This window comes from Variovorax trehalosi, assembly GCF_051216415.1.
GTDB lineage: Bacteria > Pseudomonadota > Gammaproteobacteria > Burkholderiales > Burkholderiaceae_C > Variovorax.
In genome coordinates, this window is record NZ_JBPJZG010000014.1 from 40088 (window position 1) to 65947 (window position 25860).

At 66.3% G+C, this 25860-nt stretch carries 27 protein-coding genes; 11 read left to right on the forward strand and 16 right to left on the reverse strand.

From position 1 onward, the window contains the following. Positions 1–10 precede the first annotated feature (10 nt). Together ACSFA7_RS32815 and ACSFA7_RS32820 are read right to left on the reverse strand one after the other, a co-directional pair. A complete protein-coding gene (locus ACSFA7_RS32815; RefSeq protein WP_435503234.1) occupies positions 11–544 on the reverse strand; it encodes a nucleoside deaminase in 534 nt (177 codons plus the stop codon). Continuing rightward, a complete protein-coding gene (locus tag ACSFA7_RS32820) occupies positions 541–1578 on the reverse strand; it encodes an ABC transporter substrate-binding protein (RefSeq protein WP_435503235.1) in 1038 nt (345 codons plus the stop codon). The genes ACSFA7_RS32815 and ACSFA7_RS32820 overlap by 4 nt, the downstream gene beginning before the upstream one ends. 335 nt (positions 1579–1913) lie before the next feature. On the opposite strand from ACSFA7_RS32820, the gene ACSFA7_RS32825 reads away from it, so the two are divergent. Continuing rightward, positions 1914–2996 carry an aromatic ring-hydroxylating dioxygenase subunit alpha gene (locus ACSFA7_RS32825; protein ID WP_435503236.1) on the forward strand — a complete coding sequence of 361 codons (1083 nt, stop codon included), beginning with the start codon at positions 1914–1916 and terminating at the stop codon, positions 2994–2996. Positions 2997–3008: 12 nt separating this feature from the next. On the opposite strand, the gene ACSFA7_RS32830 is transcribed toward ACSFA7_RS32825, so the two are convergent. Next, positions 3009–4310, reverse strand: coding sequence for a D-amino acid dehydrogenase (locus ACSFA7_RS32830; protein ID WP_435503237.1), 1302 nt, complete (start codon positions 4308–4310; stop codon positions 3009–3011). 128 nt (positions 4311–4438) lie between these two features. Between ACSFA7_RS32830 and ACSFA7_RS32835 the strand changes: the two genes are divergently transcribed. Genes ACSFA7_RS32835 through ACSFA7_RS32845 form a run of 3 tightly spaced genes read left to right on the forward strand, consistent with a single transcriptional unit; the run spans position 4439 to position 5846 of the window. Beyond that, positions 4439–4906, forward strand: coding sequence for a winged helix-turn-helix transcriptional regulator (locus tag ACSFA7_RS32835; RefSeq protein ID WP_176659586.1), 468 nt, complete (start codon positions 4439–4441; stop codon positions 4904–4906). A 25-nt stretch (positions 4907–4931) separates the two neighbouring features. Continuing rightward, positions 4932–5417: a GNAT family N-acetyltransferase gene (locus ACSFA7_RS32840; protein WP_435503238.1), complete on the forward strand. Its 486-nt coding sequence runs from the start codon at positions 4932–4934 to the stop codon at positions 5415–5417. A 30-nt stretch (positions 5418–5447) separates the two neighbouring features. Beyond that, the gene (locus ACSFA7_RS32845) at positions 5448–5846 is read left to right on the forward strand and encodes an OsmC family protein (protein ID WP_206174957.1); all 399 of its coding nucleotides are present in this window, start codon (positions 5448–5450) and stop codon (positions 5844–5846) included. A 31-nt stretch (positions 5847–5877) separates the two neighbouring features. Here the strand turns inward: ACSFA7_RS32845 and ACSFA7_RS32850 are convergent, their stop codons facing one another. Both ACSFA7_RS32850 and ACSFA7_RS32855 read right to left on the reverse strand, forming a co-directional pair. Beyond that, on the reverse strand, positions 5878–7059 hold the full coding sequence (locus tag ACSFA7_RS32850; protein WP_435503239.1) for a serine hydrolase domain-containing protein: 1182 nt from the start codon (positions 7057–7059) through the stop codon (positions 5878–5880). A gap of 22 nt (positions 7060–7081) precedes the next feature. Further along, positions 7082–7435, reverse strand: coding sequence for a winged helix-turn-helix transcriptional regulator (locus tag ACSFA7_RS32855; RefSeq protein WP_435503240.1), 354 nt, complete (start codon positions 7433–7435; stop codon positions 7082–7084). A gap of 80 nt (positions 7436–7515) precedes the next feature. Between ACSFA7_RS32855 and ACSFA7_RS32860 the strand changes: the two genes are divergently transcribed. The 4 genes from ACSFA7_RS32860 to lpxO all read left to right on the forward strand — a co-directional run bounded on the left by ACSFA7_RS32860 (position 7516) and on the right by lpxO (position 11678). After that, on the forward strand, positions 7516–8430 hold the full coding sequence (locus ACSFA7_RS32860; RefSeq protein ID WP_435503241.1) for an NAD(P)-dependent oxidoreductase: 915 nt from the start codon (positions 7516–7518) through the stop codon (positions 8428–8430). Between the two features lie 139 nt (positions 8431–8569). Next, on the forward strand, positions 8570–9253 hold the full coding sequence (locus ACSFA7_RS32865; RefSeq protein ID WP_435503242.1) for a response regulator: 684 nt from the start codon (positions 8570–8572) through the stop codon (positions 9251–9253). Then, positions 9250–10677 (forward strand): sensor histidine kinase, encoded by a 1428-nt coding sequence (locus ACSFA7_RS32870; protein WP_435503243.1) that lies wholly within the window; start codon positions 9250–9252, stop codon positions 10675–10677. The genes ACSFA7_RS32865 and ACSFA7_RS32870 overlap by 4 nt, the downstream gene beginning before the upstream one ends. A gap of 104 nt (positions 10678–10781) precedes the next feature. Next, positions 10782–11678 (forward strand): lipid A hydroxylase LpxO, encoded by an 897-nt coding sequence (gene lpxO / locus ACSFA7_RS32875; RefSeq protein ID WP_093437663.1) that lies wholly within the window; start codon positions 10782–10784, stop codon positions 11676–11678. Positions 11679–11722: 44 nt separating this feature from the next. On the opposite strand, the gene ACSFA7_RS32880 is transcribed toward lpxO, so the two are convergent. After that, positions 11723–12409, reverse strand: coding sequence for a phosphatase PAP2 family protein (locus ACSFA7_RS32880; protein ID WP_435503244.1), 687 nt, complete (start codon positions 12407–12409; stop codon positions 11723–11725). Positions 12410–12534: 125 nt separating this feature from the next. Between ACSFA7_RS32880 and ACSFA7_RS32885 the strand changes: the two genes are divergently transcribed. Both ACSFA7_RS32885 and ACSFA7_RS32890 read left to right on the forward strand, forming a co-directional pair. Beyond that, the gene (locus ACSFA7_RS32885; RefSeq protein ID WP_435503245.1) at positions 12535–13215 is read left to right on the forward strand and encodes a response regulator; all 681 of its coding nucleotides are present in this window, start codon (positions 12535–12537) and stop codon (positions 13213–13215) included. Beyond that, the gene (locus tag ACSFA7_RS32890; protein WP_435503246.1) at positions 13212–14555 is read left to right on the forward strand and encodes a sensor histidine kinase; all 1344 of its coding nucleotides are present in this window, start codon (positions 13212–13214) and stop codon (positions 14553–14555) included. The genes ACSFA7_RS32885 and ACSFA7_RS32890 overlap by 4 nt, the downstream gene beginning before the upstream one ends. Here the strand turns inward: ACSFA7_RS32890 and ACSFA7_RS32895 are convergent. Next, positions 14545–15678 carry an acyltransferase family protein gene (locus ACSFA7_RS32895; protein WP_435503247.1) on the reverse strand — a complete coding sequence of 378 codons (1134 nt, stop codon included), beginning with the start codon at positions 15676–15678 and terminating at the stop codon, positions 14545–14547. The genes ACSFA7_RS32890 and ACSFA7_RS32895 overlap by 11 nt on opposite strands. Positions 15679–15757: 79 nt before the next feature. Here ACSFA7_RS32895 and ACSFA7_RS32900 point away from each other — a divergent pair, with 79 nt between their 5' ends. Further along, complete coding sequence (locus ACSFA7_RS32900; RefSeq protein ID WP_435503248.1) at positions 15758–15982, forward strand: oxidoreductase-like domain-containing protein; 225 nt, start codon at positions 15758–15760, stop codon at positions 15980–15982. A 4-nt stretch (positions 15983–15986) separates the two neighbouring features. Here the strand turns inward: ACSFA7_RS32900 and ACSFA7_RS32905 are convergent, their stop codons facing one another. The 9 genes from ACSFA7_RS32905 to ACSFA7_RS32945 form a co-directional block, all read right to left on the reverse strand. Further along, on the reverse strand, positions 15987–16463 hold the full coding sequence (locus ACSFA7_RS32905) for a nucleoside deaminase (protein ID WP_435503249.1): 477 nt from the start codon (positions 16461–16463) through the stop codon (positions 15987–15989). Positions 16464–16471: 8 nt separating this feature from the next. Next, positions 16472–17242 (reverse strand): ABC transporter permease, encoded by a 771-nt coding sequence (locus tag ACSFA7_RS32910; RefSeq protein ID WP_435503250.1) that lies wholly within the window; start codon positions 17240–17242, stop codon positions 16472–16474. Between the two features lie 10 nt (positions 17243–17252). After that, the gene (locus ACSFA7_RS32915) at positions 17253–18110 is read right to left on the reverse strand and encodes an ABC transporter ATP-binding protein (RefSeq protein WP_435503251.1); all 858 of its coding nucleotides are present in this window, start codon (positions 18108–18110) and stop codon (positions 17253–17255) included. Further along, positions 18110–19144 (reverse strand): ABC transporter substrate-binding protein, encoded by a 1035-nt coding sequence (locus ACSFA7_RS32920; RefSeq protein WP_435503252.1) that lies wholly within the window; start codon positions 19142–19144, stop codon positions 18110–18112. The genes ACSFA7_RS32915 and ACSFA7_RS32920 overlap by 1 nt, the downstream gene beginning before the upstream one ends. A gap of 104 nt (positions 19145–19248) precedes the next feature. Further along, positions 19249–20247 (reverse strand): TRAP transporter substrate-binding protein, encoded by a 999-nt coding sequence (locus tag ACSFA7_RS32925; protein ID WP_435503253.1) that lies wholly within the window; start codon positions 20245–20247, stop codon positions 19249–19251. 54 nt (positions 20248–20301) lie between these two features. Further along, the gene (locus tag ACSFA7_RS32930) at positions 20302–21567 is read right to left on the reverse strand and encodes a TRAP transporter large permease (protein ID WP_435503254.1); all 1266 of its coding nucleotides are present in this window, start codon (positions 21565–21567) and stop codon (positions 20302–20304) included. A gap of 1 nt (position 21568) precedes the next feature. Next, a complete protein-coding gene (locus tag ACSFA7_RS32935) occupies positions 21569–22183 on the reverse strand; it encodes a TRAP transporter small permease (RefSeq protein ID WP_435503255.1) in 615 nt (204 codons plus the stop codon). A 43-nt stretch (positions 22184–22226) separates the two neighbouring features. Continuing rightward, positions 22227–23141 carry a dihydrodipicolinate synthase family protein gene (locus ACSFA7_RS32940; RefSeq protein WP_435503256.1) on the reverse strand — a complete coding sequence of 305 codons (915 nt, stop codon included), beginning with the start codon at positions 23139–23141 and terminating at the stop codon, positions 22227–22229. Between the two features lie 257 nt (positions 23142–23398). Continuing rightward, positions 23399–25702 (reverse strand): NADP-dependent malic enzyme, encoded by a 2304-nt coding sequence (locus tag ACSFA7_RS32945; protein ID WP_435503257.1) that lies wholly within the window; start codon positions 25700–25702, stop codon positions 23399–23401. Between the last annotated feature and the right edge of the window lie 158 nt (positions 25703–25860).

The window sequence follows — 25860 nt, forward strand, 5'->3', positions numbered from 1 at the left end:
GCCGCGCCGGTCAGACCTTCCAGGCGCCGTCGTGCGCCGCGGCGGATTCGTCCAGCAGCGCCGGCCCGATGCATTCGATCGGGTGCGGCGACGCGCGGAACACGTCGCGGCACGACAGCTCCGCATCGCGCTGGTCCTGCCGTTCGCCGCGGAACACGCGCAGGCGTTCGGCGTCGATGCCGAACACCACGCGGCCGATGTTCGACCAGAAGATCGCGCCCGCGCACATCACGCAGGGTTCGCCCGAGGCATAGAGAGTGGCGCCCGCAAGCGCTTCGCGCGGGATGCCGCGGCCGGCCAGCGCGCGGATTGCATTCGTCTCGGCGTGGCCGGTGCAGTCGCCCGTCTCGCCCGTGTTGTTGTAGGCCTCGGCCAGCACCTCGCCATCGGCGGAGACGATGACTGATCCGAAGGGCCGGTTGCCGCGGCGGCGCGCGAGGTGCGACCAGCCGATGGCCTTGCGCAGATACCGCCCGTCGCGCTCGTCGAGCGCGGTTTCTTCGGGGAGCGAGGTGTTGGTGTTGTGGGTGCTGTTGAAATTCATGCCTTGGTGGAAATCATGCGTTCGTTGCGCGATGGGAGCATCGAGGTGTTGAAGATGGCGTCGGCCGGGGGCTTGACCTTGAGTCCGAAGACCTCGACCACCTCGTCGACCTGCTGCTCCAGCGTGAGCTTTCGGATGTCGCCGAGGCCGTGGCTTCGGGTGTCCGCCGCGCCGACATATTGCGCCGTGACGCCCCAGCGCTCAAGCTCGATCTTCTCGTCGAGGATGGGCTCGCGCTGGCGCATGGCGGCGATGCTGGGCGCCGGGTTGGCAAAGGTCTCGACGATGGCGCGGTTGGTCGCGCGCAGGAAGGCGGCAGCCACCTTCGGGTTCTGCGCGATGAGGTTGCTGCTCGCGAGGATCGCGTTGCCATACAGGTTGACGCCCGCGTCCGCGTACTTCAGCACCGAGAGCTCCTCGGGCTTCATGCGCGCGAAGAGCGAAATCGCCGAGTCGTGGAAGTAGGTGGCGGCATCGACGTCCCCGCGCACCATGACGTTGTCGCGTGCGCTGAAATCGGTGGTCTGCCACTGGAACGCATCGGCGCGCATGCCTTGCTTGCGCGCGACCAGGGGCCAGGCGCGACGGGTCGATTCGACGGCGGCCGCGGCGACCTTCTTGCCTTGCAGGCTCCTGAAGTCGCCGCTCACGCCGCGGTCCTTGCGGCCGATGATCACGAAGGGCGCGCGGTTGTAGTACTGGTACACGGCCTGCACCATCGGCGTGCCGGGGTTCTGGGCGTTGAACTCGACCAGCGAGCTGATGTCGCCCAGGCCCATCTGGTAGACGCCGCTCGCGATGCGCGTGATCGAGGCGACCGAGCCGGCGCCGATGTCGATGGTCACGTCGAGCCCTTCGTCCTTGTAGTAGCCCTTGGTGTGCGCGAGGAAGAACGGCGCGGTCTGGCCGTTGATGCGGAAGTCGAGCGTGAACTTGACAGGGGTGAGCTTGCCGGCGCCCTGCGCCATGACGGAGGGGGCGGCAAGCGTGGCTGCAGCGGCGGAGGTGACCGCGAGAAAGGATCGGCGTTGCATGGTGGGGCCTCGGAATCGGTGGTCTTGAATCCCCTGCACAAGAGCAGAAGGCGCTTCAAGAGCAATTTCCGGGCGGCGCACTTTCGTGGTGCGTGCGCTGCTGAACGCTTCTACTCTTGCCCACATCCATGCACGACGCATGCCAAGGGCTTTTGCTCGGGCTTTGCGCGGAAAAGCGTGCATCGGCCAACGGGGCGCGCCACAATCCGGGCGCGCAATTTGCAAGGCAGGTTGCGCAGAGTAGAAGCGTTCAGCCGCGCGATGCCCACGCATCCAGGCAGGAAATTGCTCTTTCAAGTTCGTACGTACCCACGCGCAACAGAAGGAGTCCACGCATGCTCGTTACCCAACAACCCGTCTTCCGCAAGTTCTGGCATGCCGTCATGCCGCTCACCGAACTGGCCGATGGCCCGAAGCCTTTCCGGCTGCTGGGCGAAGACATCGTTCTCTTCATCGACGCCAGCGGCCAGCCGGCCGCATTGCGAGACCGCTGCTGCCACCGCACCGCGAAGCTCTCGAAGGGCTGGTGCGTCGATGGCGAAGGCAAGGCCTGCGGGCAGGGCGCCATCCAGTGCGGCTATCACGGCTGGACGTACGACCGCAGCGGCCAGGTGATCCGCATCCCGCAGTACGAGGCCGACCGCAAGATCTCGCCCGAGTACCGCACCACCGCCTACCGCTGCACCGCGCGCTACGGCTACGCGTGGGTGGCGCTCGAGGAGCCCATCGCCGACATCCCCGAGATTCCGGAGTTCACCGACCCGGGCTACCGCACGATCTTCCAGTTCTACGAAGAGTGGCAGACGAGCCCGATGCGCGCGCTAGAGAACTCCTTCGACAACTCGCACTTCAGCTTCGTGCACCGCGCCACCTTCGGCGTGGCTGCGAGCCCGAAGCCGAGCAAGTACGAGCTGGTGGAGAACGAATCGGGCTTCTACGCGGAGACGGTCATCGAGGCGACGAACCCGGTGAAGTTCCACGCGATCAGCGGGGTGACCGATGCCATCACCACGCGCCACATGCGCAACGCCTACTTCCTGCCGTTCTCGCGCCGGCTCGACATCGAGTACCCGAGCGGCGTGCGCCACATCATCATCAACTGCTTCACGCCGATCGACGATGGGCGCATGCAGCTGTGCCAATGGCTGTTCCGCAACGACACCGAGGCCGACTGCGCGGCGCAGATGCTGATCGACTTCGACGCGGAGATCACGCGCGAGGACAAGGACATCCTCGAATCGACCGACCCCGATGCGTTGGTCGATACGCGCCGGCGCGGCGTCGAGTATTCGATGGAGTCGGATCGGCCCGGCATGCTGATCCGCAAGCACCTGATGCAGTTGCTCGCGAAGCACGGGGAGGCGGAGGTCTACCGCGGTATGGAGTGCGCCACGATCCCCATCGCAAAAGCTGCCTGAGTCGCCGCTCTGTCAGGCCGGTGCCGTGACAGGGCTCGGCCGCGTGCCGCGCGACGGCGCCTGCTCGTAGCGGTCCATGCCGAGCCCGTCGGTGCGGATGTCGGGCTGCTGGCCCATCACCATGTCCGAGATCAGCTTGCCCGAGCCGCAGGCCATGGTCCAGCCCAAGGTGCCGTGCCCGGTGTTGAGGAACAGGTTCGCATAGCGCGTGGCACCGACGATGGGCGTGCTGTCGGGCGTCATCGGGCGCAGGCCCGTCCAGAAGGTGGCGCTCGGCAGGTCGCCGCCGGGGAACAGGTCGCTCACCACTTTCTCGAGCGTGGCGCGGCGGGCCGGGTTCAGGCGCAGGTCGAAGCCGCCGAGCTCGGCCATGCCGCCGACGCGGATGCGGTTGTCGAAGCGCGTGACCGCGACCTTGTAGGTCTCGTCGAGCACCGTCGATAGCGGGGCGAGCGATTCGTCGACCAGTGGCACGGTGAGCGAGTAGCCCTTGACGGGGTAGACGGGAATATCGAGGCCCAGCGAGGCGACGGCGGCGCGTGAGTAGCTGCCGAAGGCCATCACGTAGCGGTCGGCCGTCAGGATCTTGCCGGTGGTAGTGCGCACGCCGGTGATGCGGCCGCCATCGGTTTCGAGGCCGTCGATGGCCTGGCCGAAGCGGAAGTCCACGCCCAGGCCGCGCGCGATATCGGCGAGGCCGCGGGTGAAGAGGTGGCAGTCGCCAGTCTCGTCGTTGGGCAGGCGCAGACCGCCGGTCAGGCGGTCGCGCGCGCCGGCCAGCGCGGGCTCGATGCGGGCGAGGGCGTCGCGGTCGAGCAGTTCGTAGGGCACGCCGCATTCCTCGAGGACCGCGATGTCGCGCTGCACGGCATCGAGTTGCGCCTGCGTGCGAAAGAGTTGCAGCGTGCCGCCGGTGCGGTGCTCGTACGCGAGGCCGGTGTCGGCGCGAAGCTGCTGCAGGCAGCCGCGGCTGTATTCGGCCACGCGCATCATGCGTTCCTTGTTGACCGCGTAGCGCTCGGGCGAGCAGTTGCGCAGCATCGCGGCCATCCAGCGCAGTTGGAACAGCGTGCCGTCGGGGCGGATCGACAGTGGCGCGTGCTTCTTGAACATCCACTTGATCGCCTTCAGCGGAATGCCCGGCGCGGCCCACGGCGTGGAGTAGCCCGGCGACACTTGTCCGGCGTTGCCGAAGCTGGTTTCTTCCGCGGGGCCGGACTGCCGGTCGAGCAGGGTCACGTCGGCGCCGGAGCGCGCGAGGTAGTAGGCCGTGGTGGTGCCGATCACGCCGCCGCCGAGAACGATGACTTTCATGGTGTATTCGCTGATTCAGGTGGAATGCGTGGAATCTAAAGTGCACAATGCAGTGGATTCCATTGTTTTTTATGGTTTGGCGGTGAAATCCACTGCCAAAAATCGCCCAATGCGGCCCGCGGAGTGAAATGCCAGAACTCGACCGAATCGACCGCAAGATCCTCGACCTCCTGCAGCGCCAGGGCCGTGTCTCGATGACCGAACTGGCCGAGCACATCGGCCTCTCCGCCTCGCCTTGTGCCGAGCGCGTCAAGCGCATGGAGCGCGATGGCGTCATCACCGGCTACCACGCGCGGGTGTCGCCCGAGGCGCTGGGCAAGACGCTCCTGGTGTTCGTGGAGATCAAGCTCTCGGCCAAGTCCGGTGACGTGTTCGACAAGGTCAAGCAGGAGTTGCTGCACATGCCCGAGGTGCTCGAATGCCATCTCGTTTCCGGCAGCTTCGACTACCTCGTGAAGGCGCGCCTGAGCGGCATGAGCGAATACCGGCATCTGCTCGGCGACATCCTCAAGAAGCTGCCCGTGGCGGCCGAGTCGCACAGCTATGTGGTGATGGAAGAGATCAAGGAAACGCTCACGCTCGCTGTGGACCGCTGAACGCCGCGGCTACCATCTCGCCGGCATGCAAGACACCCCGACGATCACCATCCGTCCCTGGCGCCTCGACGACTTCGATGCGGTCAAGGCCATCCTCGACGACACCTTCGCGGGCACGTGGCTGCCGCAGCTCACGCCGGAAGCTCTCGCGGTCTATCGCGAGAGCGGCGAGCCCGTCGGCTACATCGACGAGATGGGCCCCGCGTTCTTCGTTGCGGAAATCGACGGCGAAGTGGTCGGCATGGTCCATTGGGAAGACGACTTCGTCCACGCGCTGCACGTGCCCGCGGTGCACCAGCGCAAGGGCATCGCTCGGGCACTCATGGCCTTCGCCGAAGACGGCATGCGCGCCGAGAGCGTCGAGATCGCCCGGCTCGAAACCGACACCTTCAACACGCAGAGCCAGGGCTTCTATCTCGCGCTCGGCTACCGCGAAGTCGACCGCTACCCCGACCTCGAATGGCACAGCGGCTTCACGACCGTCCTGTATGTGAAGCCGCTCGTTCGCTGAACCTTCTCTTCATCCACCAAGGAGACCCGCATGAGCATCACGATCCGCCGCGACGGCACCACCGGCACGCGCCACATCCTCAAGATCCGCAACCACGAGATCCCGGTCGATGCCTCGCCGGCCGGCGGCGGCAGCGATGCGGGCCCCGAGCCGCACGACCTGTACGACGCATCCCTCGCGGCCTGCAAGGCGCTCACGGTGCTGATCTACGCGCGCCGCAAGGGCATCCCGGTGGAGGACATCGAGGTCGTGGTCGATCGCGACGACAGCGAGGAGCGCAAGGGCGTCTACCGCCTCAAGTCGGGCCTGCGCCTGACCGGTGACCTGACCGAAGCGCAGCGCGACGAGCTGCTGCGCGTGGCGGGCAAGTGCCCGGTGCACAAGCTCATGACCGAGGTGAAGACCGAGATCGAGACGGGCTGGGCCTGAGCCTCTTCGCCGTGCGCTTGCGCCGGGGCGTTCAGCGCACCACCCGGTACGCGCGCACCGCGCGAACCAGCGCCCACAGCCCGGCTTCGGCCGGCACGTTCTTCTCGTTGAACGACACGGCGACATACAGGTCGTCGGCCAGCACGTAGGCCACCACGGTGGTGAAACCCTCGATGCCGCCGCTGTGCCCGAGCATCAGGCCCGGCCCGTCGGGCACGTCATAGAGCTGCACGCCCATGCCATAGGAAGAATTGCCGCCCGCGTAGGGACCGAGCATCGCGGGCATGCGGGTGAACATGCGATGCACCGTGTCGTCGGGCAGCACCTTCCCCGAGAGCAGCGCATGCCAGAAGCGCACCAGATCGCCCGCAGTCGATGCCAGTGCGCCGGCCGCGTAGGGCGTGGCGTACTGGTCCGGCGCATCCACCGGCCGGCCCGACGCGTGGCCCGTTGCCACCGGCAGCCGGACGCCTGGCTTGCGCATGACGGTGTGCGTGAGCGACAGAGGCCGCAGCAGGCGCTTGGCGAGCACGTCGGCCAGCGGCATGCCTTCGGTCTTCTCGATGATCACGCCGAGCATCGCGTAGCCGGTGTTGGTGTAGCTCCAGTTCGTGCCCGGGCAGAACTGCGGCGGCTGCGCGGTGCCGAGCGCGATGATGTCGGCGGGGGCGCGGTATGCCGTGCCGAGCGAGGGCAATGCGTTGAAGCTCACGAGGCCGTTGGTGTGCCGCAGCAGTTGCTCGACGGTGATGAGCCGCGCATTGGGCGCATCGGGAAACCACCTGTCGATGGTGTCGTCCAGCTTCAGGCGCTTTTCTTCGACGAGTTGAAGGACCACCGCGGCGGTGAGGGTCTTGCCGGTGCTGGCCACCTGGAAGGGCTGGTCCGCGACGACCGGCGTGGTCGGTTCCTTGCGCGCCAGCCCGCGCGTGGCGGACCAGAAGCCTTCGCCGGGAATGGCGACCGCGACGCTCGCGGCGGGCACGTGCGGCAGCATCTTGTCGAGCGCGCCGCCTAGTGTGGCCTGCAGGTCCGCGGGCAGTTCGCCATCGATGGAGCGACGGAAGTCCTTTTGCCACACGGCCTCGGGGGCCGAGCGCATCGCCGGGCCCGCATAGACAGGCGAGGCCGTGCATGACGACTGGGCGTGCGCGAGGCCAGGAGAGAGTGATGTGGCGAGCAGGACTGCTGCCGATATCTTCAGCAAAGACATTCGATCCTTTCCATTCGCTGCGCTACTTCGATGCTTCCGCTAGCTTGCGCGCTGCCTCCACGCGCTTGGCATAGCGGTCGCCCCAGTCGGCCAGCGGGCCGAGTGCGGCATTGAGCGTGGCGCCCAGTTTCGTCTCGGAGTATTCGACGCGCGGCGGCACTTCGTGGAAGGCCTCGCGGTTGACGAGGCCGTCGGTCTCCAGTTCGCGCAGTTGCTGGATCAGCATCTTCTCGCTGATGTCGGGCAGCAAGCGCTTCAGCTCGCCGAAGCGGCGCGGCTGCACGTGCAGCTCCCACAGGATGACGGCCTTCCACTTGCCGCCGATGACTTCGAATGCGGGGCCGATGCCGCAGTTGTAGGGCTTCTTTGCCTTCATGTGCCGATCCAATACATGCGTTTTGGTAAGTACCTGACTTTATGGTAGGTACTTGACCGTTTGCAAGTGGAATTCCTACGATGCACCCGTCACCACAAACTTGCAACCACCGCATTGGAATCGCTATGAGCAACAAGGAAGTTTCCGTTCTCGGCCTGGGCTCGATGGGTCTCACCATCGCACGGCTCTACCTGGACCAGGGCTACAAGGTCACGGTATGGAATCGCACGGCGGAGAAGGCCGACGCATTGGTCGCCGAGGGCGCCGTGCTTGCCCGCAGCGCGTCCGAGGCGATGCGCGCCGCGAAGGTCGTTCTGATGTGCGTCTACGACTACCGCGCCGCCGAAGCGATCCTCGCAACGGACGGCGTTGCCGCCGCGATGGATGGCCGTTTGCTGGTCCAGCTGACCACCGGCAGCCCCAACGACGCACGCGATGCCGAGGTGTGGGCGCATCGGCAGGGCGCCACCTACCTCGAAGGCGCCATCCAGGCCGCGCCGGACCAGATGGGCCAGGCCGACACGCCGATTCTCATGTCGGGTGCGCAGTCCGTGTTCCGCGAGGCGGAGCCGTTCCTGAAGGTGCTGGGCGGCGGCACCGTGTACCTGGGCGAAAAGGCCAGCGCCGCGGCCGCGATGGACCTCGCGACGCTCTCCACCATCTACGGCACGCTGCTCGGGTTCATGCATGGCGCCCGCATTGCCGAGCACGAAGGCTTCGACGTGGCCGAGTACGGCCGCATCGTCGCGGGGATCATGCCGACCTTTGCGGGTTTCCTTCAGCACGAAGGCGCCGTGATCCAGTCGGGCGACTTCAAGATATCGCAGAGCCCGATGCGCATCTCGGTCGAGGCGACGCAGCGCATCCTGCAGACGGCGCAGGAGGCGGGTATCAACACCGAGTTTCCGGCATTCGCCGCGGGGCTGTTCAAGCGCGCAGATGTAGCGGGGCTCGGTGGAGAAGAGATCGCGGCACTGATCAAGCTGCTGCGCTGAAGACGCGGGTGGGCGGGCCTGGGGTTCACGCCTGAAAACCCCTTCGCCCCTTCATGAAGATTTCCTGAAGTTGCCGGTGGGGGCTTGGCAGATACTTCGCCCCATTCCGGCCAATGGGCGACTCCGCCCCGCACATCCCATGAACCTTCTGCTTGTTGAGGACGATCTCGATCTCGGCAACGGCGTGCGCATCGCGCTGGCCAACCAGGGCATGGACGTGGTGTGGGTCCGTCGCCTCGACGACGCCTTGCGCACCCTCGACGGCGGCACCTTCGACATGGTGCTGCTTGACCTGGGCCTGCCCGACGGCGACGGGCTCGACCTCCTGTTCCGCCTGCGCCGCGACCGGCATATCCTGCCGGTGCTGGTGCTGAGCGCACGCGATGCGCTCAACGACCGGCTGAGGAGCCTCGACGACGGCGCGGACGACTATCTCGTCAAGCCCTTCGCGTTGGCCGAGTTGCTGTCGCGCGTGCGGGCGCTGGCGCGCCGCAGCTACGGCTTCAACGACGAGACCATCCGCATGCGCGGCCTCGCGCTGCACGAACCGACGCGCGGCGTGATCGTCGACGGTGAGCCGGTCGAGTTGTCGCGCTGCGAGTTCGACCTGCTCGCGCTGCTGCTCAAGCGCACCGGCCGCGTGGTCACCCGCCGCGTGATGGAAGAGCAGGTGCTGCCCGGCGGCCAGGCCAACGGCAGCAACTCGCTCGAAGTGCACATCTCCAATCTGCGCAAGAAGATCGGGCAGGGCTACATCCGCACGGTGCGCGGCATCGGCTACGTGATCGATGTGCAGTCGCTGGTGCGGAGCACGCCCAAATGATGCAGGCCCTGGCGCTGCGCTGGAGGAAGTGGAAGCAGCCCTCACTGATGCGGCGCCTGCTGCTCGCGCAGATGGTCGTGGTGGCGCTGTTGTGGACCATGGCCATCGCGCTCCTGCTCTACGACTCCTACGAAGACCCCGAGCTGCTGAAGTATCAGAAGATCTTCCACGCCATCACGACGATTGCGGAGAACCTGGCCGACCGGCCCGATCGCCAGCAGGAGACGCTGGCCGCCTTCGATCAGGTGCTGGTCGAAGCCTCGGGCGACGGCGATGCCGCCTCGGACACGGCTGCCGTGCTGCAGGTCTGGCAGAACGACCGGCTGATCTACCGCTCGACCGCGGGCGTGCCCGTCATCCTCAACACGGTGCCCAACCGCATCGAAACCGTGGAAGCGGGTGGCCGCGCATGGCGTGCGCGCACGCACGTCTCTGCCAATTCCGACACACGCGTGACGCTGGCCGAGCCGAGCGTCTGGCGGCTCACCGTCACCATGGCGTACCGGGGCTACTACCTGCTGCCGCTGGTGATCAGCCTGCCGTTCCTGATCTTCCCGGCGTGGCTCTCGATGCGCGTCGCGCTGCGACCCTGGCGGCAGGTGACCAAGGAAACCTCCGAGCGCGGGCCCGCCGACATGACGCCGCTGTCGTACACGCCGCCCCACAAGGAGCTGCAGCCATTGGTGCAGAGCATCAACAGCCTCTTGCAACGCGTGCGCGACAGCACCTCGCGCGAGCGCAGCCTGATCGCCGACGCGGCCCACGAGTTGCGAACGCCGCTCGCGGCCATGCGCGTGAACGTCGAGGCACTGAAGGAACAGAGCACCGACGAAGGTCAACGGGAACTCATGGGCAACCTCTTGCGCAGCAACGACCGCGCTGCGCGGCTGGTGGGTCAGCTGCTGCAACTCATGCGCAGCGATGCGGTGTTGCATGGCGACCTGCCGGTCATGTTGTCGCTCGATGCGCTGGTGCAGGACCGGCTGGCGATGATCGAAGGCCTGGCCAGCGCCCGGGGCGTGGAGCTGGAACTCGAATGCGAGGGCAGCGTACCGGTGCTGGGCGAGCGCGAAAGCCTGGCTTCGATGATCGACAACCTCATCAACAACGCCATCAAGTACAGCCCGGCGAATGGCACGGTCCTGGTGAGGGTGGCCAGCGAAGGCGCCCGGGCGGTGCTGATCGTGGCCGACCAGGGTCCCGGCATTCCACCTGCGCTGCGCGAGCGGGTGTTCGACCGGTTCTTTCGCAACCCCGACCAGACGCAAAGCGGCAGCGGGCTGGGCCTGGCCATCGTCAAGTCGGTGGTGGACCGGCACGGCGGCGAAGTGGTGCTCGGGGAAGCCGAGGGCGGCGGACTGCTGGCCACGGTACGGTTGCCGCTGGCGGCGGCCGAGGCGCCCCAGCCCATGCTCAGCCTATGAAACCTCCCTCCGGACACGGCCAAAGGACCTGGTCAGGTCCATTTTGGGGCGGAGATTTACAATCTCCGGCTACCCCCGGCGCCGTCTACAGGACACTTTCAACAATGAAGTGGGTCATTCTTGCTATCTTCGCGCTCAGCGCGCTCTATGTTCACTTCCGCGGGCAGGTCCGGCATCGTTTCTTCAGACAGCTCTCTGATCACTCGACCTTCCTCGCGCCGCTGAACGTCTTCATGTACCTTTTCTCGAAGGTGCCGGGTACGCCGTACCTGTCGCCCGCGCAGTTCCCCGAGATGCGCGTGCTCGAAGAGAACTGGGAAGTCATTCGCGAAGAAGCACTGGCCATGCGCAACGGCGGCAGCATCAAGGCCTCGAGCCAGTTCAACGACGTGGGCTTCAACTCCTTCTTCAAGAGCGGCTGGAAGCGCTTCTATCTCAAGTGGTACGACGAGGCACATCCTTCGGCCGCCATCCTGTGCCCGCGCACGACCGAGCTGCTCAAGGGCATCGGCACCATCAAGGCGGCCATGTTCGCCGAGCTGCCGCCCGGCAGTCGCCTCGTGCGCCACCGCGATCCCTTCGCCGGTTCGCTGCGCTACCACCTGGGCCTGTGGACGCCTGGCGTCGAAGGCTGCTACATCGACGTTGACGGCCAGCGCTACCACTGGCGCGACGGCGAGGCCGTGGTGTTCGACGAGACCTTCATTCACTATGCCGAGAACACCACCGACCACGATCGCGTGATCCTGTTCTGCGACATCGAGCGCCCGCTGAAGTACCGCTGGGCCAGCGCGGTGAACCGCTGGTTCGCCAAGAACCTGCTGGCCGCCGCAAGCTCGCCCAACGATGCGGGCGACAAGACGGGCGGCATCAATCGCGCGTTCAAGTACATCTACCAGATCCGCGTGGTCGGCAAGCGCCTGAAGGCCTGGGACAAGCGGGCTTACTACCTCGTGAAGTGGGCGATCTTCGGCGGTCTCGCCCTTTGGATCTTCTGGTAACCAAGCAGCCGCTTTTTAAAGGCCGGGCCGCCTGACCGCGCAGCTCAGGCCTCGGCCAGCACCAGCCGTTCGCGCTTGGTGCGTGCCCAGCTGACGATCACGGCGAGCAGCGTGCCGCCGATCACGTCGAGCAGCACATGCTGCCGCGTTGCCAGCGTCGAGTAGACGATGCCGAAAGCCCACAGCAGGTTCACCCACTGCGTCCACGCGGGCGCGCCCACGCTGCGCAGCTGCCGGCCCAGCAGTACGGCCGTGAACACCGCGAAGGCCACGTGCAGCGAAGGGAAGGCGTTGCCTCCCACGTCGGTGGCCTTGAGGAACTGCAGCGCCGGGTACTGCGACCAGTCGACCGCGAATGCCGGCACCGTGGTCGGAAAGAACCAGAACACCGCGAGGCCGATGGCGGCCATGGTCGCGGCGCCCCGCGCGCAGGCCCACAGCTCGGCCTTGTCCTTCGCGAAGGCCGGCGCCAGCGAGATGTAGAACCACAGCGAGCCGTACAGCAGCATCGCGTCGTCGCTCACGGCCACCCAATGGTCGATGGGCGTGAGCGGCATCACCGTCGGCGTCGACGGCGGGTTGTGCATCACCCAGAAGTACAGGAAGAAGAAGCCCGAGATGCCGAGCGTGGTGCCGATCATCTTCACGATCCAGAGCGTCGCGAACCGTTGTCCCAGCGCCAGGTACCAGGGCACGGAAGGAAGGGATGCAGGGCTCGAGCGGGATGTCATTGCCGATGCGGCTTTCGGGAGGAGGAGCGCCACAGCTTATGCAACCGCATTGCCTGAACATTGCGCTGCCCGGCATGGGGCCTCTCCTAGAATGTCCCGCCCACCCGTTCGCACTGCCCACTCCAATGAGAATCCTGCTCGTCGAAGACGAAACCGATCTGGCGCAGGCGCTCGCGTCGGCCTTGCGTCAGAACCAGGCGGTGGTCGATGTGGCGAGCTCCCTGCGCGAAGCCGAAGAGGCCGCGCTCGGTGCGCAGCACGACGTGATCGTGCTTGACCGCGGCTTGCCCGACGGCGACGGCCTCTCGCTCGTGGCTTTCCTGCGCCAGAACGACATCGCCGCCGCCGTGCTGGTGCTCACCGCCATGTCCGATGTGGCCGAGCGCGTGCTGAGCCTCGATGGCGGCGCGGACGATTACCTCGCCAAGCCCTTCTCGATGGACGAACTCATGGCGCGTGTGCGCGCGCTGGCGCGGCGCCCCGCGGTGCGCGCCAACCTCGTGATGACGCTGGGCCAACTGCGCTTCGAGCACCACACGCGACAGGTCCATGTGGGCGAGACCTGCCTCACCCTCCCGCGGCGCGAATTGCTGGTGCTCGAAGCCCTGCTCGAGCATCGCGGCCGCACGGTGCAGCGCGAAGCACTGCAGGACCGCGTGTACGGCCACAAGGACGATATCCAGTCGAACGCGCTCGACACGCACGTCTCGCGCCTGCGCTCCAAGCTCGACAAGGCGGGCGCGCAGGTCGAGATCCATGCGATCCGCGGCGTGGGCTACCTTATCTGCGCGGCGTCTGCGGCATGAGCCTGTTGTCTCTGCGCTGGCGCCTGATCTGGAGCCTGATCTTGTTGCAGGTGGTGGTCGGCGCCCTCGCGCTGAGCGGCTTTATCGGGCTGGCCTTGGTGCTGGGCCGCTTCGTCGACGAAAACGGCCAGGAGACAGTGGCGATGATCGGGCGCGCACTGGTGCGCGACGCCGATGGCCGGCTGGCCATCGAGCCGACACGTGAGCTGCGGGGGCTGCAGGAAGCCGACCCGCCGCTCTGGTTCATCGCGCGCGATGGCCATGGTTCCGAGACACGCAGCGGCGATGTGCCCCCCGTCTATGCGGCGCTCATGAGTGCGCTTGGCGGCGTGGACCGCATGGGCATCAACCCGGAAGACGACAACACCCGCCCGAAGGCTCGCTTCGAGCGCGTCGAGACCCGTGCGGGTCCGGTCGCCGTGATGGCGCAGACCGGTGGCCCGTTGACGATGAAGAACGCGCTCAAGGGGACCGGTCTCCTGTTCCTGTGGCTGGTGGCGCCGATGGCGTTGCTCACCAGCCTGGGCGTGATCCTGGCCACGCCCTTCGTGGTGAAGCGGGGGCTGAAGGGCGTGATCGCCACCGCCGAGCATGCCGAGGGCATCGACGTGCACGAGCGCACCACGCGGCTGCCGCTGGTCAATGTGGCGAGCGAGATCCGCCCGCTGGTCAACGCCGTCAACCGCGCCTTCGACCGGCTCAACGAAGGCTACGACCGGCAGGAGCGCTTTTTGGCCGATGCCGCGCACGAGCTGCGCACGCCGATCACCACGCTGCAGATTCACCTCGAGGGTCTGCCGAACGATCCGCTCAAGGTGAAGCTGATGCAGGCCTCGGCGCGGCTGGCCACGCTGGCCGAGCAGCTGCTCGACCTGCAGCGGCTCGACCACGTCGTGCCGCAGGAGCAGCCGGTGGACCTGAAGGCGCTGTGCGAGCGCGTGGCGGCCGACATCGCGCCGCTCGCCATCCAGAACCGCTGCACGCTCTCGGTCGACGCACCGCAGGCGCTCACGGTGCGTGGCGATGCGCCGTCGCTCGAACGCGCGCTCACCAACCTGATCCAGAACGCCATCGAGCATGGCGGACAGGGCTGTGACATCGAGGTGCGGCTGTGCGAGCCCTCGTGCATCGAGGTGCTGGATTCGGGGCCCGGCATTCCCGAGGCGGACCGCGAGCGCGTGGTGGCGCCGTTCCACCGGCTGGTGCCGCGTGGGCGCGGCGCCGGGTTGGGTCTTCACCTGGTGGCAGAAGTGGCGCGCCTGCACCGTGGGCAACTGAGCATCGGATCGAGCGAATCGGGCGGCGCGAAGATGCGGCTCGAACTGAACCTCAGCGCCTGAGCGCGCGGTTGCAGGGCTCGGAGAACCACCGCGCCACGGCGTCTCCGAGCAGGCCCGAGGCCGCGATGACCGCGACGAACCACAGCGGTATCCATGCCGGCGGTACGTCGGCCTGCTGGTACAGCCACGCGCCCGGAATCACGACGAACATGTGTGTGAGGTAGACCTCGTAGCTGTGCCGGCCGAACCATCGCAGCGGCGCGGTGACCGGGCAGGCGGCCCATCGCCAGGGGCGCCAGTGCGTGGCCACCAGCACCAGCGCGATGCCCAGCTCCAGCAGCGACACCTGCAGGCCATGGCGCGTGAGGCCCCATTGGAATACTTCCTTGCGGAAGCAGAAAACGAGCACGCCGAGTCCCAGTCCCATCCACAACACGAGCCGCTGCACGGCAGCCGATGGCATCCGGGGCACGCGATGCGCCAGCAGGGCGGCCAGGCAGCCGAAGGCGATGCCGTCCATGCCCGACAGGTACGAATGGTCCTGCCACAGTTCGTTGTCGCTGAACACGCTGCGCGCGAGGGGGCCAAGCATGATCGGCACAAGCAGCAGGGCGCACAGCCGGCGTTCGCTGCCGCTCGCTACGCAGAGCAGTGGAAAGAAGAGATAGAAGGCCTCTTCCACCGACAGCGACCACAGCACGCCCCAGGGTCCTGGCAGGTGGCCCACCTGCGCCTCCAGCCAGTTGAGGTGCAGTCCGAGTGCGGCGACCATGGCGCGCCAAAGCGGGACTTTCCCTGTGTCCAGCGCGAACCACGCGCTCCCCGCGAGGTGCAGCACACCGAGTACTGCCAGGAGCAGCAGCAGGCTTGGCAGGATGCGCGCGGCGCGAAGGCGGTAGAACGCCGCGGGCCGCACTTGCGACAGGTCGCCCCAGCGGCGGATCGATGCGCTCGTGATCAGGTAGCCCGAGACCACGAAGAACACGATCACCGCGTAATAGCCACTGCGAAACAGGATGCCCGCGAGTCGCGGTCCCAGCGCATGGGCCAGTTCGGGCGGGCCGAAGGGAATGCGCAGGTTCGCGTGCAGGAGGATGACGAACACCACGAGCAGGCCGCGCAGCAGGTCGACATGTGCCAGGCGCGGCGGCGCGATGTTCGAAGGGAGCGTGGAGCGGGCCATCGGCTTGCGATTCTGGGTGCGTCTCCTGCGTTGTCGCTGAAGGCCTGCTGAAGCGCCGACAATCGACCGTTCCCCGCCCATGCCTTTCGCCGACAAAGACCTTCCCTCGCCGATCGATCTGGCCAGCGCACAGGCGCTGATCGCCATCGTTCAATCCGAAGCCGCCGCGCAGGCCATAGCCTTGCGCGCGCCACCGCCCGAGCCCACCACCTGCTGCGGGCGCGGCTGCAACGGCTGCGTGTGGGAAGGATGGCTCGGCGCCATCGCGTACTGGCGCGACGAGGCGTCTTTGCTGCTCGCGTAGAGCGTTAGCGCGTTTCCCAGAACCCGCGGTGCGTGGCGATCATTTCCTCCGCCACTTCAGGCACCGGCCCGATCACTTCGACCTGCTTCTGTCCGCGCGCGAACACCTCGCGGCAGGGCAGGCTCAGCGTCGGGTTCTCGGGGTGGTCGCCCGTGAGTGCGAGCAGCGCCGATTCTTCGGCGCCGTAGACCACGCGGCCGATGTGCGCCCAGTAGCTCGTGCCCGCACACATCGCGCAGGGCTCGAAGGTGGTCACCAGCGTGCATTGCCAGAGGTACTCGGCCGGCCAGTTCTGCGCGGCGTGGCGCGCCAGCGTGGCCTCGGCGTGATTCACCGTGTCGATGTTGCCCTGCTCGGCGAGGATGGTCTCGCCATCGGGTGCGACGAGCACCGCGCCGAAGGGGTGGCGGCCCATCGCCATCGCGCGGCGGGCCACCTCGTCGGCGCGCCGCAGCGCGCGAAGGATCTGGTCGTGAGTCATCCGCAGCATTATTGGTTCTGCGAACCGCGGTGGGCCCAGCCGGTCGTGTGCTTCTCGATCACGCTGAAGAGTTCGTACATCAGCATGGCCATCGCACCCACCACCATCAGGCCCGCGAAGGCCAGGCCCATCTGCATGGCCGAGCCGGCGGAGATCAGCAGGTAGCCGATGCCTTCGTTGGCCGCGGTCATCTCGCTCACCGTGGTGCCGACGAAGGCCAGCGTGATCGCTACCTTGAGCGAGCCGAAGAAGTAGGGCATGGAGCGCGGCAGGCCGATCTTCATGAGCACGTCCCAGCGCTTGGCGCCGAGCACGCGCAGCACGTCTTCGAGCTCGGGCTCCAGCGTGGCAAGGCCCGTCGCGATGTTGACCATGATCGGGAAGAAGCTGATCAGGAAGGCCGTGAGAATCGCCGGCCCCACGCCGATGCCGAACCACACCACCAGGATCGGCACGAAGGCGGCCTTGGGCAGCGCGTTGAAGGCCGTCATGAGCGGGTAGATCGCCGCATACGCGATGCGCGAACTGCCGATGACGAAGCCCATCAGCACGCCCACAATGATCGCGAGGCCGAAGCCCGCCATCGTGACCCAGAAGGTGCGCCATGCATGGCCCGCGATGATTTCCTTGTATTCCCAGAACTGCGTCCAGATGCGCCACGGGCTCGGGAAAATGAAGTCGGAAACCTCGAAGCCCGCGCAGACGATCTGCCACAGCAGGAGCACCGCGACCAGCAGCAGCCAGGGCGACCAGCGTTCGATTTGCTTGGTGTTCTTCATGGCGCGCCGCTCAATGGGAAACAGCCGCAGCGGTTTGCGCCGCGCTGATGCCCGTGTTTCGGATGGCGCCGATGTGCCCACGCAGCTCCAGCACGATGTCGGTGAACTCCTTCGTGTAGGTGAGTTCGAGCTCGCGCGGACGCGGCAGCTCGATCTCGCGCTTCACCACGAAACGGCCCGGGCTCTTGCTCATCACGTAGACCGTGTCGGCCAGGAACACCGACTCGCGCAGGTCGTGCGTCACCAGGATCACGTTGAACTGCTGTTCGGTCCAGAGGTCGCGCAGGATGCACCAGAGCTCCTCGCGCGTGAACGCATCGAGCGCGCCGAAGGGCTCGTCGAGCAGCAGCATCTTGGGTTCGTGGATGAGCGCGCGGCAGATGCTCGCGCGCTGCTGCATGCCGCCCGAGAGCTGCCACGGAAACTTGTCTTCATAGCCCGCGAGGCCCACCTTCTGCAGCAGCTTGCGCGCGCGCTCGACGTACTCCTTGCGCTTTGCCTTGAAGTTCGAACGGTAGGGCTCGACGATCTCCAGCGGCAGCAGCACGTTGTCGACCGTGGTGCGCCACGGCAGCAACGACGGGGCCTGGAAGGCCATGCCCGAGATCTTGAGCGGCCCGGTCACGGGTGCGCTGTCGATGCGGATCTTGCCCATCGACGGCATCTTCAGGCCCGTGGTGAGCTTCATGAAGGTCGACTTGCCGCAGCCCGAAGGTCCGACGATGGCGATGAATTCGCCGCGCTTGACCTTCAGGTCGATCGCCTCGACCGCGAAGTGGTTCTCGCGCAGCAGTTCCTCGTTGTAGGCGAGCCAGACGTCCTGGAAGTCGACGAAGGGGGCGGCGGCGTCGTTCGGTGCGCCTGCCATCACTTGCGCAGGATTCCGCTGAGTTCGGCGGCCGGCGGCAGCATGGCGGCCGTCCACACGGCATCGGGGCTCACGCGGGTCTTGGTGTTGAAGGCGTCGGACACCTGCGAGGCCATCAGCGACATGCGGCCCGCATTGACGGCGCCGAAGCCCTCGGCACGCGCGTCGGCGCTGTTGATCACGGTGTCGATGGCAAGCTGCAGGCGACGGGTTTCCAGCTTGCTGTCGATGATGCCGTCGCGCGCCTTCACCGATTCGATGCCCATCGCCGGATTGGCGATGACTTCCTTGGCGCCCTTGGCAAAGGCCGAAAGGAATTTCTTCACCGCCGCCGGGTTCTCCTTGATGAGCTTGGGCGACGCGATGATCACGTTGCCGTACAGCTTCACGCCGTAGTCGGGGTAGGGGAGGATCACCACGTCGGCCGCCTTGGCGCCGCGCGCTTCCAGGTTCAGCAGCGACGTGAAGGTGAAGCCGGTGATCGCGTCGATGTCGCCGCGGATCAGCATGGTCTCGCGCAGCGTGGGGTCCATGGCGGTCCAGTTGACGGCGCCGATGTTGTTGGCCTTGGCGAAGATCGGAAACGCGCGGCGGCCCGCATCGAACACCGGCGCGCCGAGCTTCTTGCCAGCGAGGTCCGAAGGCTTGGTGATGCCGCTCTTCTTGAGCGCCATGACCGAGGCCGGCGTGTTGTTGTAGACCATCATCACCGCGACCGGCTTGTTCGGGCTGTCGGGGTTGTTGGCGTGGAATTCCATCAGCGCCGCGAGGTCGGCAAAGCCCATCTCGTAGGCGCCCGAGGCCACGCGCGTGACCGTGCCGCCGGAGCCGTTGCCGGCGTCGATCGTCACGTCCAGGCCCGCGGCTTTGAAATAGCCCTTGGCGGCCGGATGCAGGAAGAGCGCCGCCGGTCCTTCGAAGCGCCAGTCGAGCTGGAACTTGATCGGCGTCGGGGCCTGGGCATAGGCCGACGTGAGGCCGAAGCTGAGGGCCGAGGCGGCGAGGAAGGACTGGAGCAGTTGGCGCTTGTTCATGCGAGTTCCGTAAATGTGAATGCTTCGGCATTCAAGCAAAAACGGTGCCCGCACGCGATTGGTGCGAACCCTTCCGGGCGCACCGGGCGCACCGGGCTTCTGGCTTAGAGCGCGGCGCCGATCTTGCGCAACTCGGCGATCTGCGGTGCCTTGGGCAGCCAGACCTTGTCGAACTCGGCAATGATCGGCGCGGGGTTGTAGCCCTCGCCGCTCTTGATGGCGATGCCGCTGCCCTTGAATTTTTCGATCAGACCGAGCTCGGTCGTCACGATGTCCTTGATCTGTGCGTCGAGCGACTGCTTGACCAGGTCGGTGATCAGCGCCTTGTCCTTTGCGTCGAGCGTTTGCCAGATGCGGCCCGACACCAGTGGGGCGAAGGGCATGAACAGCGCGTTCATCGGCAGCATGGTCTTGGCGACGCGGTCGAAGCGCTGGTTCCAGGAGAACTCGATGTCCGCCTCCAGCCCGTCGACCTGGCCGTTGGCCATGGCGTCGAACACGCCCGGCGTCGGAATGGGCGTGGGCGCGGCGCCCAGCAGTTGGTAGAAGTCGCGGTACACCGGTGTGGGGTTGATGCGCAGCTTCATGCCCTTGAGGTCGGTGGGCGTCGAGATGTCCTTGGTTGCGAACACCACGCGCATGCCGGTGATGCCCCAGCCCAGGCCGACGGTGCCGGTCTCGCGCGGCAGCACGTCGAGCAGCTTCAGCGCAGCGGGCGTGCGCACCAGGGAAGCGACGTTGGTGGTCGAGCGCACGAGATACGGCGCGTTGATGGCCGCCACGCTCGCCACGCGCGAACCCAGTTCGGCTGCCTGGATCCAGCCCATGTCCAGCGCGCCGGACTGCAGCTGCTGCAGCATGGCCGACTCGTTGCCCAACTGGCCCGAATGGAACACCGTGGCGCTCAGGCGGCCGCCGGTAGCCTTCTTGAGTGCTTCGCCGAAACCCAACGCGGCGCGGTTCCATGAGTGGCCCGCGGGCGTGATGAGACCGAGGCGGAATTCCTTGGTCGTCGCGGCACGCGACACGGTGCCGAAGAAGGCGGTCGACGCGGCGGCGGTGCCGGCTGCGGCCTTGACGAACTGGCGGCGGGAGAAGGACATGCGAGGCTCCGGTTGAGTGAAGAGAAAAGGAAGGAAAGGCAAAAAAAGGGGGCGTTACTTGATGAGCGCGAGCGACAGGCCGGGATACAGCGACAGCAGCACCAGCGCCACGCAGCAGATCACGAAGAACGGCAGCGTGACGATGAACATCTTTCCGGGCTTGGCGCCGGTCACCGCGGAAGCCACGAAGAAGCTCAGGCCCACCGGCGGCGTCATCAGGCCGAGCACGAGGTTGATCACCACCACCACGCCGAAGTGGCGCGGGTCGATGCCGTAGATCTCGGTGGCAATGGGCAGCAGGATCGGCACGGTCATGATCAGCCCGGGAATGCCGTCGATCACGGTGCCGATGACCAGCAGGATCAGGTTGACCAGCAGCAGGAAGGTGATCGGGTCCTTCGCGACGGTCTGGATCCATGCGGCCGTGGCCTGGGGCACCTTGCCGTAGATCAGCAACCACGAGAACACCGCGGCGGCCGCGACCAGGAACAACACCACCGCCGAGTAGATCGCCGCCTTCAGCAGGATCTGTGGAATCATCGCGAAGCGGAATTCCTTCGTGACGTAGCGGCCGACCAGCACCGCGGCCACTGCGCCCACCGCCGCCGATTCGGTCGGGTTGGCGACGCCGCCAAGGATGGAGCCGACGATGACGATGGGAATCAGGAGCGTCGGGCAGGCCGTGACCACCGTGTGCAACCGCTGCTTGAGCGTGCGCTTCTCGGTGCGCGGATAGTTGTAGACCATGCCCATGCACGCGATCACGATGAAGAAAAGCACCGTGAGGATGACCCCGGGAATGATGCCGGCGATGAGCATGTCGCCCACCGCCACCTGCGCCAGCACGCTGTACACCACGAACATCACCGACGGCGGAATGATCGGGCCGAGCATGCCGCCGTACACCGTGATGCCGGCGGCGAAGGTCTTGTCGTAGCCCTGCTTTTCCATCTCCGGCACCATGATCTGGCTCATGATCGCCACTTGCGCCGTGGCAGAGCCGATGATCGACGACACCAGCATGTTGGCCAGGATGTTCACGTAGGCGAGGCCACCCTTGACCGAGCCGATGAAGGCCAGCGCCAGGTCGACCAGTCGTTTGGTGATGCCGCCGCCGTTCATGATCTCGCCGATCAGGATGAAGAGCGGAATGGCGATGAGGCTGTAGCTGTCGACGCCGCCGAACATCTGCACCGGGAACGACTGGAACAGCACCGTGTCGCCCGAGTTGAGGATGTAGACGATGCCCGAGAGGCAAAGGCAGGCGCCGATCGGCACGCCGACCAGCATGATCGCCAGGAAGAAGAAGGAGGTCAGCATTTCAGTTCACCGCATCGGCGTTGACGACATGGAACTCGTTGTGCACCCGCTTGGGCTGCAGGCCGAGGTCTTCGATGAGGTTGGACAGCGCATGCACGCTGAGGGTGAGCGAGAAGACCGGCAGGATGATCTGGACCAGCCATGTCGGCCAGTCGAGCGTCTGCGTCTTCTCCGTGTAGAGAAAGTTGAAGGTTTCCGCGGCGAACTCCTTCGCGTCGAAGCCGTGGCGCACGATGCCCACGGGGTCCATCCACAGCCAGCACATCGCCAGCAGCGCCAGGCCGAGCAGCAGCACCCCGCCGGAGGCGCAGGCCTTGACGATGCCCGCGGTCTTGGCGCCCAGCTTGTCGGTGAGCAGCGTGACCGCGAAGTCCAGCCGCAGCCTGGTCATCGCGGAGGCGCCGATGAAGGTGAGCCAGACCACGCAGTACACCGCGGCCTCGTCCACCCAGTAGAGCGGGAAACCGCTGTAGCGGGTGACCACGTTCAGCAGCACGAGCGCGATGAGCACGCCCATCAGGCCGGAGAGCAGATGGCGCTCGCAGCGAAGGACGAAGTCCGACACATCGAGCATCCGGCGGGACAGCCGCCCGCGTTTCAAGGCGTGTTCTTGCATGGTGTTGCGGCCCTGGTGGTGAGGGGAAGGAGGAGCCGCTGGCTCAGGCAACCGACTGGTACTGCGCCGGGCGCGTCGCCAGCGCTTTGCTGACGACGGCCTCGATGAATGCGCGCTCCTCGCCGATGAGCGGCAGGCGCGGACGGCGCATGTGCTCGGTGCCCACGCCCACCAGCAGGTCGATGAGCTTCAAGTTCTGCACCAGCTTGGTCGACACATCGAGGTGCAGCATCGGCGTCATCCACTGGTAGAGCTTGAGCGCCTCGGCGAACTTGCCGGCCTTCATCAGGTCGTAGAGCGCCACGGTCTCGCGCGGGAATGCGCAGCCAACACCCGCGAGCAGACCATCGCAGCCGAGCGCCAGGCCTTCATAGGCGAGGTCGTCCACGCCCAGGAACAGCTGGTAGCGCTCGCCCACCGTGTTGCGCAGGTCGGTGATGCGGCGGATGTTGTCGGTGCTTTCCTTGATGGCGGCGATCCACTCGCAATCGGCCAGCTCGACCATGTGCTCGGGCTTGAGGTCCACGCGGTAGGCCACCGGGTTGTTGTAGACCATGATGGGTTGCTGGGCCGCATTGGCGATGGTGCGCACGTTGAGCATGGCTTCGCGCGCATCGGCCACGTAGATCACCGAGGGCATCACCATGAAGCCGGCCACGCCCAGCTTGTTGGCGCCGTCCACATAGCGCAGCGCCTCGCGGGTGCTGGTTTCCGACACGTTGGCCAGCACCGGAATGCGGCCGTCGGCGGCTTCGAGGGCGATCTTGGCGACCTGCAGCTTTTCTTCGAGCGTCAGCGTGCTGGCTTCGCCCAGCGAGCCGCAGGTGACCAGGCCGTGGATGCCATTGCGGATCTGGAAATCGATGTGGCGGGCGGTGCCCTCGGCATCGATGCTTTCGTTGGCGTGGAACTTGGTGGTGATGGCGGGGAAGATGCCTTGCCAGCGGGGATTGCTCATGGTGCTGCTGCTTCGAGTGAGTGAGTGAAGGGAGGGATTTAAATATATTAGTAAGATATTTAAAATATCCGCTCAGGGTATTAGCAGATTGCGTGCCAGTCGAATTGGTGGTTGGAGGCGCCTGAAAAGGGCCGAAAGCGCCTCGGGCGGCACCGTCCTGGCGCACCGGGCGCCGCCACGGATGCCTCGGGCGAAAAAAAGCCCCGCCTGCGTTCACCGCAGCGGGGCGTGTGGGTCCGGTACCGGACGCCGGGCTGTTACTTCAACGCCGTCGTCGCATTCGCCACGGCCAGCGCCGTCATGTTCACCACCCGACGCACCGTCGACGTCGGCGTGAGCACATGCGCGGAGGCAGCGCCGCCCAGGAGGATCGGGCCGACCGTGATGCCGTTGGCACCGGTCATCTTCAGCACGTTGTAGAGGATGTGCGCCGAATCGAGGTTCGGGCACACCAGCAGGTTGGCTTCGCCGGTGAGCGTGGTCTCGGGCAGGGCGGTGCGGCGCACTTCTTCGGACAGCGCCGAGTCGCCGTGCATCTCGCCGTCGCACTCGATGTCGGGCGCCATCTGCGCGAACAGGTCGCGCGCCAGCCGCATCTTGCGCGCCGAGCCGCGGCTCGAGGTGCCGTAGTTCGAGTGCGAGAGAAAGGCCACCTTCGGCGGCAGGCCGAAGCGGCGGACTTCCTCGGCCGCCATCATCGCGATGCTGGCCAGCAGTTCGGCGCTCGGGTCTTCGTTCACGTTGGTGTCGGTGATGAACACAGTGCGCTTCTCCAGCGTGAGCGCGTTCAGCGTCGCGAAGCCCGGCGCGCCGCGCTTCAGGCCAATCAGGTTGCGGATGTGCTCCAGGTGCACGTCGAAGCGCCCGACCAGGCCGCAGATCATGGCGTCGGCATCGCCCAGGTGCAGCATCAGCGCGGCGATGGTGGTGTTGGAGCGGCGCACCATGGTCTTGGCGGCCTCGGGCGTCACGCCGCGTCGGCCCATGAGCTTGTGGAAGGCCTCCCAGTACACACGGAAGCGCGGGTCGTCCTCGGGGTTGACGATCTCGAAGTCGGTGCCCGCGCGGATGTGCAGGCCGGCCTTCTTGATGCGTGCCTCGATCACCGCGGGGCGGCCGACCAGAATCGGCTGAGCCAGGCCTTCGTCCACGGCCAGTTGCGCGGCGCGCAGCACGCGCTCGTCTTCGCCTTCGGCATAAGCCACGCGCTTGGCGGTGGCCAGCTTGGCGGCGGTGAACACCGGGCGCATGAACATGCCGGTCTGGTAGACGAAGCGCGTCAGGTGCTGGCGGTAGGCCTCCATGTCCTCGATGGGGCGGGTGGCCACGCCCGAAGCGGCGGCGGCCTTGGCCACGGCCGGCGCGATACGCAGGATCAGCCGCGAATCGAAAGGCTTGGGAATGATGTAGTCGGGCCCGAACGAGAGCTCCTGCCCCGCGTAGGCCGTGGCCACCTCTTCGCTGATGTCGGCCTTGGTGAGGTCGGCGATCTCGCGCACGCAGGCCAGCTTCATTTCTTCCGTGATCTTGGTGGCGCCGCAATCGAGCGCGCCGCGGAAGATGTACGGGAAGCACAGCACGTTATTGACTTGGTTCGGGTAGTCCGAGCGGCCGGTTGCGATGATGCAGTCGGGCCGCACGGCCTTGGCCAGCTCGGGGCGAATCTCGGGCTCGGGGTTGGCCAGCGCCAGGATGATGGGCTGCGTGCCCATGGTCTTGACCATCTCGGCGGTCATCACGCCGGGGGCCGAGCAGCCGAGGAACACATCGGCGTCCTTCACCACGTCGGCCAGGGTGCGGGCGCCGGTGTCTTTCTGGGCGTAGCGTGACTTCGATTCGTCGAAGCCGCCTGCACGGCCGATGTAGATCAGGCCCTTGGAGTCGCAGGCGTAGATGTTGGCGGGCTTGGCGCCCAGGCCCACCATGACGTCGAGACACGCGATGGCTGCTGCGCCGGCGCCGGAGACGGCGATCTTCACGTCCTCGATCTTCTTGCCCACGAGTTCGAGGCCGTTGATCAGCGCCGCGGCCGAGATGATGGCTGTGCCGTGCTGGTCGTCATGGAACACGGGGATGTTCATGCGCTCGCGCAGCTTCTTCTCGATGTAGAAGCACTCGGGCGCCTTGATGTCTTCGAGGTTGATGCCGCCCAGCGTGGGCTCCAGCGCCGCGATGATGTCGACCAGCTTGTCGGGGTCGTTCTCGGCCAGCTCGATGTCGAACACGTCGATGCCGGCGAATTTCTTGAACAGGCATCCCTTGCCTTCCATCACCGGCTTGGCGGCCAGCGGGCCGATGTTGCCCAGGCCCAGCACGGCCGTTCCGTTGGTGATGACGCCCACCAGGTTGCCGCGCGCCGTGTATTCGGTGGCCAGCGACGGGTCGGCGGCGATGTCCAGGCAGGGATAGGCCACGCCCGGCGAATAGGCCAGCGACAGGTCGCGCTGGTTCAGCAGGGGCTTGGTGGGGGTGATCGAAATCTTGCCCTTGACGGGCGAGCGGTGGTATTCGCGCGCTGCCTCGCGAAGTGCTTCTTCTGCGGGGGAGAGGGGTGCAGCCATGAAATGTCTCCTTGTTTCTGACGGGCAATGAGGCTACCGCAAAAGCGTGGCCAGTTCTCAGAGAGGGAATGCCGAAAACGCCTGAACCCATAGCGTTGGCAAAAGGGGGAGCCCGGTTCGCTAAACTCCGGCGCTGGTAACCATGGTGAATTAAGGTT